A 17006-nucleotide genomic window follows, 5' to 3' on the forward strand; every position below is an offset into this window, starting at 1 on the left:
CCTCCCTATACGTACTGTCCTAAATACTCCCAACGTTCCATTGCTTCTTCGCTTCGCTGATCAATCTCGTCAATCTGACGCTGCAAATCGCCAAGTTTGCCGTAATCTGATCCCGGAACGTTGTTCATTTCTTCCTGAAGCTCTGCTTTGCGTTCATCAAGGTCGTCAATTTCTTTTTCCAATTTGTCAAATTCCATTTGTTCCGCATAAGTCAGCTTGGTTTTTTCTTTTGAGACTTTCTTGTCTTCCGTTGAAGAATTTGCGCTGCTTTTTTTCGGTGTGACACTTTCTTTTTTAGCATGAGTTTCTTGACTCAGATAATCGGTGAACATTCCCGTATAACGCTCTATCCGTGCTTGACCTTTGAAAATCAAAAGATCTGACGCAACCTTGTCCAAGAAATAACGATCATGAGAAACAGTGATGACCGTCCCTGCGAACGATTCGAGATAATCCTCAAGAATCGTCAAAGTTCCGATGTCAAGATCATTGGTCGGCTCGTCAAGCAGCAGCACGTTTGGTGAAGACATCAGCAATTTCAACAGATAAAGTCTTCTCTTTTCACCGCCCGACAATTTTCTGATCAAGGTTCCGTGCATGAAACGCGGAAAAAGAAACTGTTCGAGCAGCTGCGTCGTGCTGACGCGTTCTCCGTTTTTGTTGACGACGCTTTGTCCGACTTCGTCCAAATAATTGATGATCCGCTTGTCTTCCGGAATTTTTTCCGTTTGTTGCCGATAGTAGGCCAACTTAACGGTCTCACCGACGATCAGCTCGCCTGAATCAAGCGGCAAATCGCCTGCAAGCACGTTCAAAAAACTGGATTTGCCGGCACCGTTGACGCCGGTGATTCCGATTCTGTCGCCAGCTTTGACCAACAGATCAAAATCATTGATAATCTTGTGATTTTGAAGCGTCAGCGAGCCTTTTTTGACCTCGAGCACTTTTTTTCCGAGTCGAGCCTGCCCAAGATTGATGTCGACTTTTCCGTCAACCTGCACTTTGTTCAGGCCATCCTTTAACTCGTTGAAATGATTGATGCGAGCCTGTTGCTTGGTAGTTCTGGCCTTGGCTCCGGTACGCATCCAGGCAAGCTCTTTTTTGTAAAGCTGCTGCTGCTTGTGTTCGGCAACCAGTTCGCGTTCGACGCGTTCTGCTTTTTGTGCAACGAAATCTTGATAGTTTCCGGTGTAAAAATACAGTTTTCCAAACGAAAGCTCAATGATTCGCGAAGCAATCTGATCCAAGAAGTATCGATCATGCGTAATGACCAACAGCGCCCCCTTATATGACGCAAGGTAGCTTTGAAGCCACTCGATCGAGTCAAAGTCAAGATGATTCGTCGGTTCATCCAAAATCAAGAGGTCTGGTGCCTGAATCAAAACCTGAGCCAGTCCGACACGTTTCAGCTGTCCGCCTGAGAGCGTCCCGACCTGTTGGTTCCAGTCGCTGATGTGAAGCTGCGTCAAAATCGTCTTGACGTCGCTTTCTGCAGTCCATGCATCTTCTTGATTCATCTTGTCTTCAGCATCCGAATATCGCTTGGCGAGCTTTTCGTTTTCAGGATCAGACCCGTATGCTTCCAACGCCTCTTCGTAATTTCTGACGGTTTGAAAAATCGGTCCCGCCCCTTCAAAAACGGCCTCGATAATCGTTTTTGAATCGTCAAGTTCAGGCATCTGCTTCAAATACCCGATGCGATAATCGTTTGGAGCGATTAATTCCCCCGAATCAGCCGGATCGATTCCGCTGATCGCATTGAGCAAAGTTGTTTTGCCTGAACCGTTCGTTCCGATCAGACCGATGCGATCATGTTCGTTGATGATGAAATCAGCATCCTCAAACAACGTTTTTTCACCGTAGGTCTTGGTTAAATGTTCAATCCTTAATGTTTGCATAATTTCACTTTCTTCGTCTTTTTTGAGAACGTAATTAATTAAAATTATATCATATCTATTTTATATGTAAATTTGCTTACAGATCATTTGCCAAAAAATATCCGTTCCGTAAAAAAAAGGCACGTCCAAAGACGTGCTGTGCTTATTTCATTCTTTGTTTTGCCAGCTCAAGCAAGGAAGTTTTTTCATTTTCCACTCGTCCAAACAAAACCTCTTCCTCAAGGTAATCAAGTATTTCTCCCATCTTCGGTCCCGGCTTGATGCCTGCTTCTTTAATCAGATCCCCGCCGTTTGCTTTAAGATCTTTTTTTGACTTGATCGGAAGAGTACGGTAATCATGAATCAATTTGTCTTCATCAACGGTGATTTCCATTTGCTTTGCAACTGCCAAAGCGGTCTTTAAACCCGTTTCTCCAGCGTTATACAACGTAAAACGCGTAACGCGACGATCCGCAATGCTTTCCAACGCGGCAACCGCTTTTTCAGTTTGGGCAATTGTTTCGTTTGACGACTTCCATGCTCGCAAAAGCTTTGCCAAATCTTTTCCATCCATCTTCAAACAATATGAAAGAAGCGTCCAGGCTTCGATTTCATCTTGAATTTCCAGCTTTCTTTTTGAAAGTTCATTGAACGTTTCGCCGTATTTTGAAAACATCGGACAATGCTGATACAATTTCGTTTCATAGAATGCGCTCAATCCGCAGCCAGGATTTTTTCCCATCATCAGCTTGATCCATTCGACGTGAATTCGCTCAACGGCGATTTTTTCCAGCAAAGCCGAATTTTCTCCAAGAGCCTGAAATGTCTTTTCTTCAATTTTGAAATCGAGCTGACTCGCAAAACGAATCGTACGCATCATTCTCAAAGCATCTTCGTGGAATCGCTCATGCGCATCACCGACAGCTTTCAAACGCTTGTTTTGCAAATCGCTCAAGCCGTCAAACATGTCAACGACTCTGCCCGTTTCATCCATTGCGAACGCATTGATCGTCAAATCACGCCTCTTTAAATCTTCTTCAAGCGAACGAACGAACGTCACGTGATCAGGACGTCTAAAATCCTGATAGGTCGATTCGGTTCTGAAGGTCGTAATCTCATAGCCCTCGCCATGATCCAAAACCATCACCGTTCCGTGTTGAATGCCGGTATCAACGGTCTTTTTGAAAATTTTTTTGATTTCCCGCGGGTATGCGCTCGTGGCGATATCAACGTCATGAATCGGAAGCCCAAGCAGCGTGTCACGGACGCTTCCGCCGACAAAATAAGCTTCAAAGCCGGCCTGCTTGATTGTTTCAATAATCGGTTTGGCATCAAGAAATTCTTGCGGAAGTTCTTTTACGATCATAAGAGATTTTCCAATCCAATCATCAATTCATCATAGTTGCGAATCTTTTCAGTTGCTACGGCAACGCCCGACATGAATGAAATTCGATCAAACGAATCCTGACGAATCGTCAAAGCCTCGCCCTTTCCTCCGAATAAAACCTGCTCGTGAGCAACGTATCCCGGCAAACGAACGGCATGAATGCGCATGCCTTCGTAATCCGCGCCGCGTGCTCCTGCCAGGGTTTCTTTTTCATCCGGATTGCCCTGTTTATGTGCCTTGCGAACTTCAGCAATCATTTTGGCGGTATTGATGGCCGTGCCGGATGGAGCGTCCAGCTTGTTGTCGTGATGCATTTCGATGATTTCGACGTCCGGCAAATATTCAGCTGCCTTTTTGGCGAACTGCATCAGCAAAACGGCCGAAATACCAAAGTTTGGCGCAATGAGTCCGCCGACATGTTCTTTTTTGGCAAGAGCCTGAAGTTCGGCAACCTGATCATCGCTCATTCCCGTTGTCCCGATTACCGGACTGATGTGATTTTCCAAAGCAAACTTCGCATTTTCAAAAACAGCGCTTGGTGCAGTAAAGTCGATCCAGACTTCGGCGTCCGTCTTGATTTCTTCGCGCGAAACATAGACGGGAACGTCCGTATCCTTATACTCTGCATTTTCATTAAGGTTCTTTTCCTTGGCGCAAGGATCAAACACGCCGACCAACTCAAAATCTTCATGTTCGAGGACCATTTGAACGGTCGTGTTCCCCATGCGTCCCTTAAAACCGGCTACTAATACTTTAACCATTTATATCATTCCTTCTTAAACAGTATTCTTTGAATTCCTTTCAAGGAATCGCCTATATCACTACAATTTTACACATTTTTTTGCTTATTCGCAATCAAACTTTATCTCGTTTCAAAAGAACTTGATTTTAGTCCGACAACATACTAATATAGTATACTGATATATCAATTCAAATTATGGAGGAATTTTTATGCTGGATTATTCTCTTAACATGAGCATCGATCTGACCTGGTTCAAATGCAACATGCTTTATTCCAGATGGGCCGCTAAAAACGGAATGGGGTATCCCGAAATGATGGTGCTTTATGGCCTTTATGCTTTTAAATGCAGTTCCCAAAAAGAAATCGCCGAACATTGCGGCATCGTCAAACAAACCGTCAACACTGTCGTCCATGATTTGGAAAAACACGGTCTGATTGAAATGACGCCATCGAAAACGGACAAGCGCTCCCGCATCATTTCCTTGACGGACGCAGGCCAAGCCTATGCGATGGAAAAAATCGGACCTCTTCTTGATACGGAAAAGCAAATTTGTCATCAGATCGGATCTGACCGCATTTCTTCAGCCGTTGAAACGCTTGATCTGTTCAATGTCTTATTCGAACGAAACTTAAACGAGGTATAAAACATGTCTGACTTGAGAACTTTTATGAATTACGTCATCCCGTCCGTGCTCTCATTTGCTCTTTCAGGAGTCTATGCGATCGTTGATGGCTTTTTCGTCGGAAACACGATGGGCGACATCGGACTTTCCGCCATCAACGTTGCCTACCCGATCACGGCCGTTATTTTAGCCGTCGGAACCGGCATCGGAATGGGAGGAGCCGTTCAATATTCGATCAGTTCGGCCCAAAACAAGCCGAAAAAGGCAATGAATTTTGTCAACGGAACACTTTGGCTTTTGATTGTTTCAAGCATCATCATCACCCTTTCAGCGGGACTTTTCCCTGAATTCTTCGTCAGCCTGCTCGGCGCGAAGGGAACCTTGCTTGAAATGGGAACAATTTATATTCGCGTGATTGCGCTTGGAGCCTTTTTGCAAATTGGCAGTACTGGTCTGGTCCCGATGATCAGAAACTATGGCGGAGCTTTTTTCTCCATGGTGGCCATGATCAGCGGATTCGTCACGAACATCATTCTCGACTATCTGTTGGTTTGGGTTTTAAATCTGGGGATGACGGGAGCAGGTTTGGCCACGATTCTCGGAGAGGGATTGACGTTCTTGCTTGCAATGATCTATTTGCTTAAGAAAAGCAGCATCAGCCTGAAAATCCCACTAAGTATCATCAAGAAAATCAGCGGACCCGTGATTAGAGTCGGGATTGCTCCATTCGGAATGTCGCTTGCTCCCAATATTTCTCTTGTCATCATTAATTGGTTTTCGATCAAATACGGAGGAGACAGAGCCGTTGCAACGTATGCCTGCATTTCTTACGTCATCTGCGTCATCTATCTGATTTTACAAGGTGTCGGAGATGGCAGTCAGCCGCTGATGAGTCGATATTATGGCGCTAAAAATCTGCATAAGCTGAAGATCACGCGCGATATGGCCTATGTCTTCTCACTGATTCTCGCTTTGCTCGGATGTTTTGCGACGTTTTATGCCAAGGGAGCCATCGGTGCATTGTTCGGAACGTCCGCTTCGGTAAATGCAGAGATTGAAAAGATAATTCCGATCTTCTTAGTTTCTGTTCCGTTTGTTTCAATCAGCCGCATTGCCACTGCAAGTTTTTATGCGACCGAAAAAACCGCCTTTTCATATGTTCTGACGTTCATCGAACCTGTTTTGATGCTGATACTGATGCTGATTTTGCCCCCTCTGTTCGGTGGACAGATCATGGTTTGGTGGAGCAGCGTTTTTGCCAGAATAATTTCTGCGATTCTGGCATATGCCCTGAAGCTCGTCGTCGAAAAAAGCGAAAAAACGCAATTAAGCTGAGCTTGAAACAAAATTTCGGGTTAAAATAATAAGTTTTTGCTCATATTTAACAAATTTTTCTCTAACGTGATATGATGAAAGATGTTAAGTTCATCATAATATGGAGGTGTGGTCGTGAATAAAGACAAAATTCATGTCCTGGATTTCCTGATGATTGCATTGGGGTGCGCATTTTACGGATACGGACTGGTAAACGTCAATATTGCCAATAATTTGGCAGAAGGCGGAGTTACCGGTGTGACGCTGATCATTCGCTACTGGCTGCATATTGACCCGGCATATACAACGGTTTTGATCAACGTGCCTTTGATTTTGATCGGCTATCGTTATCTTGGCAAAAAATCTTTACTGTATACTGTTTACGGAACGCTCAGCCTGTCCTTTTTCATCTGGCTGTGGCAACGTGTTTCCTTGCCGTTCAATCTCAGCGTCCAGCATGACATGTTTCTTGCGGGAATTTTAGCTGGTTTCTTCGGGGGACTTGGGTCCGGTTTGATCTACCGATTTGGCGGAACCACCGGTGGAACCGACGTCGTTGCAAGAATTCTCGAAAAACAAAAAGGAATTTCGATGGGAAAAACTTTGCTTTCGCTTGACGTTTTGGTTTTAACTCTGTCTCTTTCCTATCTCAATCTCAGACAAATGATGTATACGCTGCTTGCTTCATACGTCTTTTCAAAGATTGTTGATTTCATTCAGGAAGGTTCCTACTCTGCCCGCGGTTTGATCATCATCTCTCCGAAAAGCGATGCAATCGCAAACGAACTCATGCGTCAGCTTGATCGCGGAGTCAGCTTCATCAAGGCTGAAGGCGGATATTCGGGACAGGACAAAAAGGCAATTTACAGCGTCATCAGCTCAACCGAGTTGACGATTGCCAAAAGAATTATCGAAACCATCGACAGCAGTGCTTTTATCTCAATCATTGACGTTAATGAAGTTCTCGGAGAAGGATTTACTTATGAGAAGAAGCCGACGAAGTTTTCTAAATAAATATTCTTAAAGTCAGATCGAGGGGTCTGGCTTTTTTTTAGAAGCTAATCCCTCCTGTTGATATGAATTGGATTTGTTTATTAGTTAAAGTAAGAATGTATTATTTCTAAAATTGACTCACGCATCATTTTCAGTTGTTTCCTTATGGTTAAAGTAACTATCTATTGTAACTTAGGCTCAGCCTTGATTACCCGCTTTTATTCAAAAAGCGCCCTCTTCTTTCAGAGAACGCCTGCTCAAAAATTTTTTGAACTTCTTAGCCTGTCCTTTTTCCTTAGCCGATAACTAAATTATGCCCTATCAATTTGTTAAATAGGCTTAAATCAAGAAATTTTTTCACCTGAATGAAACAAAAAACGCCCGTTCCAAAACGGACGGGCGTTTTTAAACAGCAATTATTTTATTTATCCTTCAACAGTGAGATTATCAGTTTCTTTCTTCAATTGGCCGGAAATATCACGCAAATCTGAAACGTGCTGCGTGAATTCGTCCATCGTTGCCAAAACTTCTTCGGAATTTGCGGAAACCTCTTCCGTTCCAGCTGCGTTTTCCTGCGTTGAAGCAGAGATGCTTTCAAGTCCTTCGAGCACTTTGCTTTGAACTTCTTCAATCTTTTCTGAAGCTTTGGAAACACCCGCGACTTTTTGTGCCATTTCCTGATTGCGCTTGAAGACTTCCATCGTCGATTTGATGGCTTCTTGAATCAGCTTGGACTGCTTTTGACCGCCTTCAACGGAACTGTTCGTCTTGTCGACCATTTCAGTTGACTGATTCTTGATGTTGTCGATGATGTCTTCGATTTCCTTCGTCGAGGCCGCGCTTTGTTCGGCAAGCTTGCGAATTTCTGCCGCAACGACTGAGAAGCCTTTACCGGCTTCGCCTGCGCTGGCGGCTTCAATCGAGGCATTCAATGCCAGCAGGTTCGTCTGACGCGAAATTTCGTTGATGACGTTGATGATCTTGGTAATGTCCTGAATATCCGCATTCATATTCTGGACGCTTTGAGATAAAGCTTTCATATCATCAAGTTCAGCCACCCAGTTGCTGTTGACGCTGTCCATCGTGTTCATGTTGTCCTGATTGATTTTGGCAGATTCGTCGGATTCAGCATTCATGGCCTGAACGCTTTCGTTCAACTCATCGATAACCTTGGAAAGTTCTTCAAGCTTAGTTACGCTTTCCTGCGTTTCCTGAGCCTGCGAGCTCGTAACTTCAGCAATGCCCGTAATCGTTTGGGCAACTTCTTCCGTTGCCTTGCCCGTCTGCTTGGAAAGTTCCAACAGAGAATCCGATTTTTCAGCAACGTTGTCCGATTGAGACTTGACGCTTTCAAGCAATCCGCCGATTTGTTCAACCATTTCATTGAATCCGTTGGCGATACGACTGAATTCGTTGCCATCCTTCTTAGGTGCAACAATTCTTTGACCATAACGAGCCCCTAGAGATGAAGCTTTTTCAAATTTTTCAGGGATCTTCTTAAAATGACCTTTTCCGGCTTGTTCAAGATGTTCCATTAAAATATTTGCGATTTCCTTCAATCCTTTTACCGTCAAAACGGTAAAGAAAAGAATCAAAATTACAACGACGACTGACACAATCATGGCATTCTTGATCATTGTCATCCGTTCCCTGTAAAGATCGTTCTTACCAACCGACGAAAATACCCATAAGTCGCTTCCGACCGCGCCTTTGTCATAGTAAACGTCAGTTACCTTAGACGTTCCCTTGAGATGAATCGTTCCCTTGCGCGCGTTTGCATTTTTGATTTTATTAAAGACGGTGCTTGAAGTAAGATCTTCAGAATCTTTATAGCCGCTGTTTCCAGTGCCTTCTGATGCAAGAACGATTCCCGTATTTGAGACAAGAGTGACCTGACCGGTATTACCTATTTTAAGCTGCTTGATAACCTTTTCAATGCTTGAATAACTAAGATTAACGCTGACAACGATCAGCTTTCCCTGACGTGATCTCATAGCATACGATGCGCTCACCAAATACTTGCCCGTTGACGCACTCTTATACGGATTGGTCCAGCAGATCTGGCCCTCATTTGCAACAGCCTTGATATACCAGGGACGTGACGTCACCTTGTAGTCTGCCGGCTCAGACCACGTGCTGACATACTTGTTGTCAGAGTAGCCGACGACCATGCCTTGGATGTACTGACAAGAATCCTTTGCACGATCAAGCTGCGTCTTGATAATTTTTTCATCATATTTTCCCCCGGAAATTTCAGGATACCCCGCAACGTTCTTTAAAACACATTCGCCTTGCTTGCGAAAATCCGAAATTTCCTTCTGAACAACATTGGTCGCGCTTACCTTAGCAGAGTCGTTTCTTGCCATCAAAAGATTGGACGTCGTATTGTATATTGATAAAACCATCACAATCAAGGGAAGAACCCCCACTGAAAGAAGTATGCAAATTATATAATTGCCGATTGATTTTTGACGTTTTCTCACCATTATTCTTAAATCCTTTCCGATTATAATCTATCAACTGTTGTTATAGTTCGGCTAAAAAAACAGGAATATTAAGTCTTTAAACAAAAATAAATATTTATTTTTGAAATCATTATAATCAAAAAAGTATGATAGCGTTTCAAAAAATAGCTTTCATATTTTAAAATAATTGACACAACAATCAAAATTGCTCCCGTTTCAACAAATATAATCGCAGCGCTGATGGCTTTTTTGCTCTTTTCAATTCTTTTTGAAAGTTCGCTAATCAGATATTTTCTCCGTTTAATCAGATACAACAGCAGAACACTGCCATTATTCGATGAAATCGAACATAGTCCCCATGTCTTCGGATGCTTGAATCCTCTTGATCTTGCATCGGTTTGGACGATTCCATAAAGTCTGTAAGCAAAACAAATTGCTCCGACCAACATGATTGCCGCCCCAATCATTATAAAACGTTTGCTTTCATACATTCTGCTCCTAAATTCTCTTGACATTCTGATGCATCAAAAATGATGCGGCAATTATCATCACGCAAAAGACTCCCGCCAAAACATATTCATTTGACGGAACAATAACACTTAGTCCGATCGTTGCAATAGCCGTCAAAATATTTGCGATAATCGCAGACAACAGCTTCTTGTTGCTCTTCACGATATTCGTGCTTTCTTCCAAATGTTCAAGCATTTTTTCATCCCCTTTAATCAAAACATCCAAGCTGACATCATAGATGTCGTTCAAACTTACTACGCTCACGATATCAGGAAACGTTCTGCCGTTTTCCCAGCTTGAGATTGTCTGCCTTGAAACGTCAATCTGTTCGGAAACCTGTTCTTGAGTATATCCTGATTCGATGCGGGCATCCTTCAACCGTTTTCCGATATTCAAAAATTTCCCTCCTTTAGTGCCAAATTTTGCCACTGTCGTTTTCTTAAGTCCATCAAAGTTTCTTGACAACCGTTGTTTTTTGACGTAAAACTTCTTTTACGTCGCTTAAAAATGCAGATTTCATCGTTATTTAAGCAATTCTTCCAGCTTTTGGCGCTTCAAAACCCTGATCGTTCCGCGACCGTATTCAACCATCCTTTCTGCTTTAAATTTCTCCATGATTCTTGACACCGTTACCCGATTCAGATTAAGACATCCGGCAAGGTCGCTATGCGTATAAGGAATTACCGGTTCGTTCGGATTCGTTTCGGTCAAAAGAAAATCGGCAACTTTTTGAATGCTGTCATAATTAACCAATCGATTGATCGTGTTCGTCAGATAATTGCAAGTCGAAGTCAAATGTCTCATCATCAGAAGCGCAAGCTCTGAATTTTCCTGAAGAATCGGAATCAAGTCCGTGATCCGACAACAAATAAGCTCAACATCCGTAATCGCAACGATGTTTGCCTTGCGGACGGAATGTTCCAAAAAAGACGCATCGCCAAAGATTCTGCCTTCTTTCAAAACTTCAATCGTCGTTTGCTTTCCTGAAGACGTCCCAAGATAGACCTGAACCCTTCCCTTGACGATAAGATAGATTTCATTTGCTTCATCGCTTTCGCAAAAAACAAACTCCCCCGGTGAAAAGCGAATTCTTTTTCCGATTGATTCAAATAAGCAAAAATATTTTTGATCAATTACAACTTTCAACAAAATGCTCCTTTATGTAGCCTAAACTACAGAAAAAATGGTTATTTCAATTATAATATCAATTGGTGATTGAAATGAAGAAAAAAATCTTATCTTTGGCCAAAATTTTGTTTGCGTTGCCCTGACCGACATTGCAATGGGCATGATCGTTTTGCCGCAAAATTTTGCCGTTGGCGGCGTGACAGGCTTGAGCGTCCTTTTGAGCAAATCGATTCCTTTATCAGTGTCGATGATTGTTCTTTTTTGCAATGCCATTTTGTTTATCCTGGGATATATATTCGTTGGTCGAAAATTCATCCTGAAAACATTGCTGGTCAGCATTGCTTTCCCCATCGGACTCGATATCTGCCAACACATCAATTTTCTGCTTCCTTTAAAAAGCGATCCGCTGGTCAGCGCAATTATCGCAGGATTGCTGGTCGGAATCGGGAGCGGTCTCGTCTTGAAAGGAGACGGTTCAAACGGCGGCTTTGACATTTTGGGCGTAATTTTCAACAAGTACTTCAAGATTTCCGTTGCAGTCGTCATGAATATCTGCGATTGCCTGGTTTTGCTTGCCCAAGCGCTTCAAAAAGACTTCATGCAAAACGCTTATGGCCTGATCGTGATCTTCATCTGTGCTTTTGCCGTCAACAAGGTTCTCTCATATGGTCAATCACAATGCGAAATCATGATCATGTCAAAAGAGCATATCAAAATCAAGAAACGCATCTACGAGGAAGTCGATGCAGGCTTAACGCTTCTGCATGCCGAATCAGGCTATCTGAGCGAAAAGATGAAAGTCATCATGGTCGTAACGCAGTACAATAAAATTGCAAAAGTCAAGCAAATTGCTGTCTCAGAGGATCCGACCGCTTTCGTTTTCGTCAGCGACGTTCATTCTGTCAGCGGCAAAGGCTATACGATTTCGCGCTGAAGTTCCATAATTAACAAAAGAGTCTGGGAAACCTTCAACCGAAAATCAAGAGCTTGCGATTGTTTTTTCAGATTCAATCACAGGCTCCTAATATCTACAGGGCAAACACAATTCACACTTTATTTTGAAGAATATGAAAATCCGACTCCGAATCTGGATAATTCCAAATTCTGGAGTCGGATTGTTTTTTGAAAGCTGAAAATCGTCAGTTTCATCCTAGCTTCGTTTCTTCAATATATTTTCCTATCCTTCAACCTTGAGCTTGTCAGTTTCTGACTTAAGATGGCTCGGAATGTCACGCAGATTTGAAACATGATGTGTGAATTCGTCAATCGTTACCAGGACTTACTCGAAGTTTGCGGAAACTTCCTCAATCCTGTCCGAAACTTCGGCAACATCGGAAACCTTTTAGGCCAGCCCCTTGTTGCGCTTAAAGACTTCCATCGTCGACTTGATGGCTTCCTGAATCAGCTTGGACTGCTTCTTGATGTTGTCGATGATGTCTTCGATTTCCTTCGTTGAAGCGGCACTCTGTTCGGCAAGTTTTCTGATTTCAGCCGCAACAACGGAGAATCCCTTGCCGGCTTCTCAGGCGCTGACTGCCTCAATGGAGGCGTTCAATGCGAGCAGATTCGTCTGACGGGAAATCTAGTTGATGACGTTGATAAACAGCGAGTGCAGCGAGAATCCGCCAATCTGCTGTCCCATTTTCTCACGGTGGTGATTGAGTTCGTCCAGTGAGCTGAACTCGTCGAACTTCTTCTTGACGCTTTCAATGCCGACAAGGCGTTGGAACTTATCATATGCGTCATCGTCTCCGTCCTGTTCTTGATAACTGTTTCGCTTCAAGACTTCCTGAATGTCTACGTTCTTTATTAAGTCTGCGTCTGCATCAAGGTCATTTATGCTGATTATGTGGCTTGCAACGCTCTTGACGAATTTTTAATTGAAACCCCTGATCCAGTGGCCGTTGCACGGCAGCATCACAAGAATGATCAGCATAACTGTAACATATTTCAATCATGTCACCTCTTCCAGACAATATGCGCAATCTGTCAGATAAAATTCTGCCTCCGCTGTGCAGCAGCCTTTACGCACATCATGACAAAAAACACTTATTGCAACAATTTACCACAAAGAATCCTGTTGCAGAACAATTTCATAAAAAACACCGCAAATCAGCAAAAAAACGGACAGTCAAAAGACTGTCCGAATGGGTTTCTATTACGCAGCTAACCCGCGAACCTCACACCCCCTAGGCATACTTTCAGATATTGTAAAGTGTTTTCGGTGAATTCACTTAGATCGCATTCACTTTCGTTTTATAATTTTTCCGCTTCTTCCAACACAATGTCACTTCACCAGGTATGAGAGAATCTCACTAATTGGATGATGAATCAGACCTGCCATCACTTCATCAATCATTCATTAACTACTTCAATTTCTTTTTTCAAATAATCGATAAACCTTTTCCTGTCCGCTGGCGTAAGGACTGAAGGAACCAATTCTTTTTCCAAATCATCAAAATAGATGTATGCATCCGTTTTGTCCAAATCAAAGCTACTCCACTTGCCGACTAAATCCGCAATTTCTTCATATTGTTCCTGACTATAATCATCTCTAGGTTCTAACATTGAAGACTCGTAATAAACTGACTCTATACGGAATCTTTTGTTTCTGTTTCTTTCTTCCATTCAATCACACCCCTGTTTAATACGCTGATGGTAACTGCCAATTTACTTATACATCAGGTTTTTTAAATAAGCTCTTCTTAATATACTCAAATCTTATCTCTTCAGCAGCATTACCTGCCTGGCACATGGGAAATCTGCACCAAAAAATGCCGGGGACCAGGAACATTCACTATTTCACCATCTACAGAACTATCAAGTGCGGTACACCAACCGTCAGCTTAGGGGCATTCTTGCCAAGAATTGTAATCTGCTTGTCATTAACCTCATCCGGCAGCAGGTAAAGTGTTATCGCACCGGCAGCAGGTATTTCGTTCCTCAGTATTTCAATCAGCCGGTCGCGCGTATTCTGAGACTGAACCTCCCGCTCATACAGGCTGAACTGTTTCATCGAAAAACCCAATTCCACCAGCCTTTTCCGGTATTCTGCAGCCTGTTTTCTCTCTTCCTTCGTATCCCGTGGAAGATCAAAGCATAAAAGCAGCATCATCACTTACCACCCTCAATGAATCCCGGCAGCTTAAGACTGCTGGATGTACTGTTGTTGATGCAGTTCACATATGAATTAACCGTCACCTTAATGGCATCACCAAGATAGTATACCTTGTTGTCCATGACGCATTTTTCAAACAACACCCTGACAATGTCCTCGCAGTCACTGGAATCAAGCTGCTCGTGATTCCTGGGAATGATGACGTCATGAACAATCAGGTCGACAAATGCCCTGTACGGTTCTATCAGATCATCGGACAGATTGAACGGATTCTCGACGGAAGCGTGATGGATGCCAAATGAAGGTTCCAACCCGTGCATCACGATCTCCCTTCTGATCAGCGCTCTCAAAACGGCATAGCCATAGTTAAGACCCGCATTGATTATGTCGTCAAACCTTCCGCGCTTGAAATTCTTCCCGAACATCATCGGAAAGTACTCACGGGCGGCATAAGCCTCAACATTATGCTTGTCACCTTCAGTGATGTTTGATGAAATGGACTGAATGAGTCCGACATCATTTCTGCTGTGACCCGTCTGCTCCACGCATTTCGCCTGGTTCCTGATCTTGGCCATGACAATCTTCGACCAGATTCTGTTCTTCGTCTTGCTTGCAAGAGACAGCTGCGCACTGAGGAGTTCAAAGCGGTTCTTCTGGTTGTACACATTATCCATCAGAAGAAGAGGCGAATGCCTTGCATCACAGAAAAGCAGGGCTATTCCGTGTTCCACGCATTTTTGAATCAGCTTGCTCGAAAGGTAGCTGTTGACGTTGTCGAAAATCAGAACACCGACATCATCATAAGCCATATACTGCTTGCTTTTGTCAATAACGTTTGAAAATTTAAGACCTTGATTGCTGGTAGAAACAAAATACTGCGTTTTAACATAAATTATATTTTTCACCCAACATCAACTTCTTTTATGCTGAAACCGCATTTTCCCATTTCATAGAAAACATCATTAGTTAAATGAATAGATTTGCCATCTTTCGTTTTAATTTTCACCTTCTTATATCGTGCAAGCTTTAAAACCCCATTACCTTTCATCTTCATTTTTTTATACGACTTTTCTTGAATTTTATCAATTCTTACATGGTGATAATCAACTTTTGTCCATAGTCCGCTTCCTGCACCAAGATAAATCGGACAATCGATGTTTTTCTGAATAACTCTGTCGGGGTACGCACTCAGAAATTTATTTTTATATCGTTGATAGAAACTTTTAGCATAATGGCTCAAATTTTCTATCAGTTTCCTTGCACGTTCACTTGAAGTTGTAATCGTGAATTCAATTCGTGTCAACGGTTTCAAAGATTCTCTCCAAATCGGAAGCGAATTTGAGCAATTCTTTTTAGCATTATAGTCCCACTTTTGAACCAGAGTCAGATTGTCAACGCTTATTGGCTTACTGTCAGAAATCCTTATTTCATTGAAAATATTATCCCCATCCTTCCAAGGAACATCATCCGTTTTAAACTTTTCATTAATGAGTATCGTCCTGATTGCGCCCTTCAGTGAACTTCCGGGAATATATGGCCTGCCGTATGAATCCTTGACAAATGCAGAGATTTCATTCAGGTTGCGCCCGGCACCAGGTTCCCGATTCCGGCTGTTCCAGCTTCTTCCGGATGACTTTTCAAATTCGTATCCTGATTCAGAGATAGAATATCCGCCGAAATCCCGGTCCAAAATGCTGTTGGCCGAAAGAAACTCTCCTAATGTGGTCGTTCTACTTCCGTCGTTGATTTCAGTCATGAAGGCAGTGAAGGCACTGTTAAGTCCAGGTTCGTCCTTTATTCTCAGATAAAGTCTGCCCATGTCCGGAAAATAATATTTATTGTTCTCATATACATATTCCTTTTTTGTATACTTTTCCCCTGATCCGATATGTACAGGTCCTAGAACAAGCAGAGTAAAATCAAACTTAGTATGATAATCCTTCATTTTCCCTTACCCCCTTGAGATCTAAAAACAAGCCCTTCGCAAAATTGTAGACGGGATGCGGATATCCGTCCGGACGGACATCTGCAATCTGCCCCTTGAACTTATTGACAAAGACACTGCCTGCTCTGAATTTGTACAAATCCTGCTTTCTCACTAGCTGACCTGCAGTCTCGCTGTACGCAAAGCCACTGCTCTTCTTCAGGTCATATCTTGCACCGGTCATTGCCTGATGCAATTCGGCGTCCTGCGGAAGTGCAGTTGTCAGAAGCATCTGTTCATTGCCGTCGGTATTAAGCATTTCCTCGAGTCCTTCAGGAAGTTCCTCGATTGCAAGGTCGAACCTTCCGTATCCGCTTGAACGCTTGCCGCCAAGTCCGCTGTACTGAAGGCTGGTCATCAGTTCATCAAGAAGTTCGCTCTGCGTTGCAAGGACATAGACATCCTGACTGAATGTCGTTACTCCCACTTCATAAGGATCTTCACCCTTTCTGACAACGATGCTGCTCCTGCAGAAACCCTCCTGGTCTTCGAAGAGAACGGAATAATCTGCCTCACCCCTGATGAATGCAGACATCTCAGACATCGGAACTGCAACTATCCTGTCCGTCAGCTTGTTTTTCTCGTTGTCTTCCTTCAGGCCTTCAAGTCTGACCATCCTTTTCTTCGGATAACACACCGGCTTTGGAAAATACGGTTCTCCGACATGAGGAAAGGCATCACTGAGGAAGAATCCATCGGATTCAGCCAGTTCAGTGAATTCATTCAGACAGTCATTTTTAATTGCCTCAAGACAAAGAGCACTGTACAGACGGCTGGCATCAAACAGCATGTCACTCGTATCAAGATACCCCTTTCCGAAGTGAGCGCGCTGAAAGCTCATTCTGTATATTTTAAATGTCATACA

General features: G+C 43.1%; 17 protein-coding genes and 1 pseudogene. 4 read left to right on the plus strand and 14 right to left on the minus strand.

Going from position 1 to position 17006, the window contains the following annotated elements:
* Nucleotides 1–5: 5 nt before the first annotated feature.
* The 3 genes from LRC_RS05195 to dapB all read right to left on the minus strand — a co-directional run bounded on the left by LRC_RS05195 (nt 6) and on the right by dapB (nt 4025).
* Nucleotides 6–1898 (minus strand): ABC-F family ATP-binding cassette domain-containing protein, encoded by a 1893-nt coding sequence (locus LRC_RS05195; protein WP_014073459.1) that lies wholly within the window; start codon nt 1896–1898, stop codon nt 6–8.
* 142 nt (nt 1899–2040) lie between these two features.
* Nucleotides 2041–3243, minus strand: a complete 1203-nt coding sequence (locus LRC_RS05200) for a CCA tRNA nucleotidyltransferase (RefSeq protein WP_014073460.1) — start codon at nt 3241–3243, stop codon at nt 2041–2043.
* The gene (dapB, locus tag LRC_RS05205; protein WP_003693891.1) at nt 3240–4025 is read right to left on the minus strand and encodes a 4-hydroxy-tetrahydrodipicolinate reductase; all 786 of its coding nucleotides are present in this window, start codon (nt 4023–4025) and stop codon (nt 3240–3242) included. Before dapB ends, LRC_RS05200 begins: the two co-directional genes overlap by 4 nt.
* Before the next feature lie 190 nt (nt 4026–4215).
* On the opposite strand from dapB, the gene LRC_RS05210 reads away from it, so the two are divergent.
* The 3 genes from LRC_RS05210 (at nt 4216) to LRC_RS05220 (ending at nt 6957) form a co-directional block, all read left to right on the plus strand.
* On the plus strand, nt 4216–4650 hold the full coding sequence (locus LRC_RS05210) for a MarR family winged helix-turn-helix transcriptional regulator (protein WP_014073461.1): 435 nt from the start codon (nt 4216–4218) through the stop codon (nt 4648–4650).
* A 3-nt stretch (nt 4651–4653) separates the two neighbouring features.
* The gene (locus LRC_RS05215) at nt 4654–5964 is read left to right on the plus strand and encodes an MATE family efflux transporter (RefSeq protein ID WP_014073462.1); all 1311 of its coding nucleotides are present in this window, start codon (nt 4654–4656) and stop codon (nt 5962–5964) included.
* Between the two features lie 150 nt (nt 5965–6114).
* On the plus strand, nt 6115–6957 hold the full coding sequence (locus LRC_RS05220; protein WP_268825592.1) for a YitT family protein: 843 nt from the start codon (nt 6115–6117) through the stop codon (nt 6955–6957).
* A 404-nt stretch (nt 6958–7361) separates the two neighbouring features.
* On the opposite strand, the gene LRC_RS05225 is transcribed toward LRC_RS05220, so the two are convergent.
* From LRC_RS05225 to LRC_RS05240, 4 genes are all read right to left on the minus strand, one after another.
* Complete coding sequence (locus LRC_RS05225; protein ID WP_258414844.1) at nt 7362–9341, minus strand: methyl-accepting chemotaxis protein; 1980 nt, start codon at nt 9339–9341, stop codon at nt 7362–7364.
* 149 nt (nt 9342–9490) lie between these two features.
* Entirely contained in the window at nt 9491–9892 is a 402-nt protein-coding gene (locus LRC_RS05230) for a hypothetical protein (RefSeq protein ID WP_014073465.1), read from the minus strand.
* Between the two features lie 7 nt (nt 9893–9899).
* Complete coding sequence (locus tag LRC_RS05235; protein WP_014073466.1) at nt 9900–10307, minus strand: helix-turn-helix domain-containing protein; 408 nt, start codon at nt 10305–10307, stop codon at nt 9900–9902.
* 126 nt (nt 10308–10433) lie between these two features.
* Nucleotides 10434–11057 carry a Crp/Fnr family transcriptional regulator gene (locus LRC_RS05240; RefSeq protein WP_014073467.1) on the minus strand — a complete coding sequence of 208 codons (624 nt, stop codon included), beginning with the start codon at nt 11055–11057 and terminating at the stop codon, nt 10434–10436.
* A 136-nt stretch (nt 11058–11193) separates the two neighbouring features.
* On the opposite strand from LRC_RS05240, the gene LRC_RS05245 reads away from it, so the two are divergent.
* Nucleotides 11194–11973 (plus strand): YitT family protein, encoded by a 780-nt coding sequence (locus tag LRC_RS05245; RefSeq protein ID WP_014073468.1) that lies wholly within the window; start codon nt 11194–11196, stop codon nt 11971–11973.
* Between the two features lie 243 nt (nt 11974–12216).
* On the opposite strand, the pseudogene LRC_RS12360 reads toward LRC_RS05245, so the two are convergent.
* From LRC_RS12360 to csm4, 7 genes and pseudogenes are all read right to left on the minus strand, one after another.
* Nucleotides 12217–12621 (minus strand): annotated as a pseudogene (locus tag LRC_RS12360) (methyl-accepting chemotaxis protein); the annotation flags it as partial.
* On the minus strand, nt 12622–12822 hold the full coding sequence (locus LRC_RS05255; protein WP_014073471.1) for a hypothetical protein: 201 nt from the start codon (nt 12820–12822) through the stop codon (nt 12622–12624). It abuts the pseudogene before it with no gap.
* Nucleotides 12823–13394: 572 nt separating this feature from the next.
* On the minus strand, nt 13395–13667 hold the full coding sequence (locus LRC_RS05260; RefSeq protein ID WP_225354862.1) for a glycine reductase: 273 nt from the start codon (nt 13665–13667) through the stop codon (nt 13395–13397).
* 181 nt (nt 13668–13848) lie between these two features.
* The gene (cas2, locus tag LRC_RS05265) at nt 13849–14154 is read right to left on the minus strand and encodes a CRISPR-associated endonuclease Cas2 (RefSeq protein ID WP_014073473.1); all 306 of its coding nucleotides are present in this window, start codon (nt 14152–14154) and stop codon (nt 13849–13851) included.
* The gene (gene cas1, locus LRC_RS05270; protein ID WP_014073474.1) at nt 14154–15062 is read right to left on the minus strand and encodes a type II CRISPR-associated endonuclease Cas1; all 909 of its coding nucleotides are present in this window, start codon (nt 15060–15062) and stop codon (nt 14154–14156) included. Before cas1 ends, cas2 begins: the two co-directional genes overlap by 1 nt.
* Nucleotides 15059–16102 carry a type III-A CRISPR-associated RAMP protein Csm5 gene (gene csm5 / locus LRC_RS05275; protein ID WP_014073475.1) on the minus strand — a complete coding sequence of 348 codons (1044 nt, stop codon included), beginning with the start codon at nt 16100–16102 and terminating at the stop codon, nt 15059–15061. The genes cas1 and csm5 overlap by 4 nt, the downstream gene beginning before the upstream one ends.
* Nucleotides 16083–17003: a type III-A CRISPR-associated RAMP protein Csm4 gene (gene csm4, locus LRC_RS05280; RefSeq protein ID WP_014073476.1), complete on the minus strand. Its 921-nt coding sequence runs from the start codon at nt 17001–17003 to the stop codon at nt 16083–16085. Before csm4 ends, csm5 begins: the two co-directional genes overlap by 20 nt.
* Between the last annotated feature and the right edge of the window lie 3 nt (nt 17004–17006).

The sequence above is a fragment of the Ligilactobacillus ruminis ATCC 27782 genome (assembly GCF_000224985.1).
GTDB classification, from domain to species: Bacteria; Bacillota; Bacilli; order Lactobacillales; family Lactobacillaceae; genus Ligilactobacillus; species Ligilactobacillus ruminis.

Bases quoted from the DNA above. Each gene is read 5' to 3' on its own strand.
- dapB (WP_003693891.1), bottom strand. From the start codon at position 4,025: ATGGTTAAAGTATTAGTAGCCGGTTTTAAGGGACGCATGGGGAACACG.
- LRC_RS05260 (WP_225354862.1), bottom strand. From the start codon at position 13,667: ATGGAAGAAAGAAACAGAAACAAAAGATTCCGTATAGAGTCAGTTTAT.
- LRC_RS05225 (WP_258414844.1), bottom strand. From the start codon at position 9,341: ATGGTTTTATCAATATACAATACGACGTCCAATCTTTTGATGGCAAGA.
- LRC_RS05215 (WP_014073462.1), top strand. From the start codon at position 4,654: ATGTCTGACTTGAGAACTTTTATGAATTACGTCATCCCGTCCGTGCTC.
- LRC_RS05245 (WP_014073468.1), top strand. From the start codon at position 11,194: ATGGGCATGATCGTTTTGCCGCAAAATTTTGCCGTTGGCGGCGTGACA.
- LRC_RS05210 (WP_014073461.1), top strand. From the start codon at position 4,216: ATGCTGGATTATTCTCTTAACATGAGCATCGATCTGACCTGGTTCAAA.
- cas2 (WP_014073473.1), bottom strand. From the start codon at position 14,154: ATGATGCTGCTTTTATGCTTTGATCTTCCACGGGATACGAAGGAAGAG.
- LRC_RS05200 (WP_014073460.1), bottom strand. From the start codon at position 3,243: ATGATCGTAAAAGAACTTCCGCAAGAATTTCTTGATGCCAAACCGATT.
- LRC_RS05220 (WP_268825592.1), top strand. From the start codon at position 6,115: ATGATTGCATTGGGGTGCGCATTTTACGGATACGGACTGGTAAACGTC.
- csm4 (WP_014073476.1), bottom strand. From the start codon at position 17,003: ATGACATTTAAAATATACAGAATGAGCTTTCAGCGCGCTCACTTCGGA.
- LRC_RS05195 (WP_014073459.1), bottom strand. From the start codon at position 1,898: ATGCAAACATTAAGGATTGAACATTTAACCAAGACCTACGGTGAAAAA.
- csm5 (WP_014073475.1), bottom strand. From the start codon at position 16,102: ATGAAGGATTATCATACTAAGTTTGATTTTACTCTGCTTGTTCTAGGA.
- LRC_RS05230 (WP_014073465.1), bottom strand. From the start codon at position 9,892: ATGTATGAAAGCAAACGTTTTATAATGATTGGGGCGGCAATCATGTTG.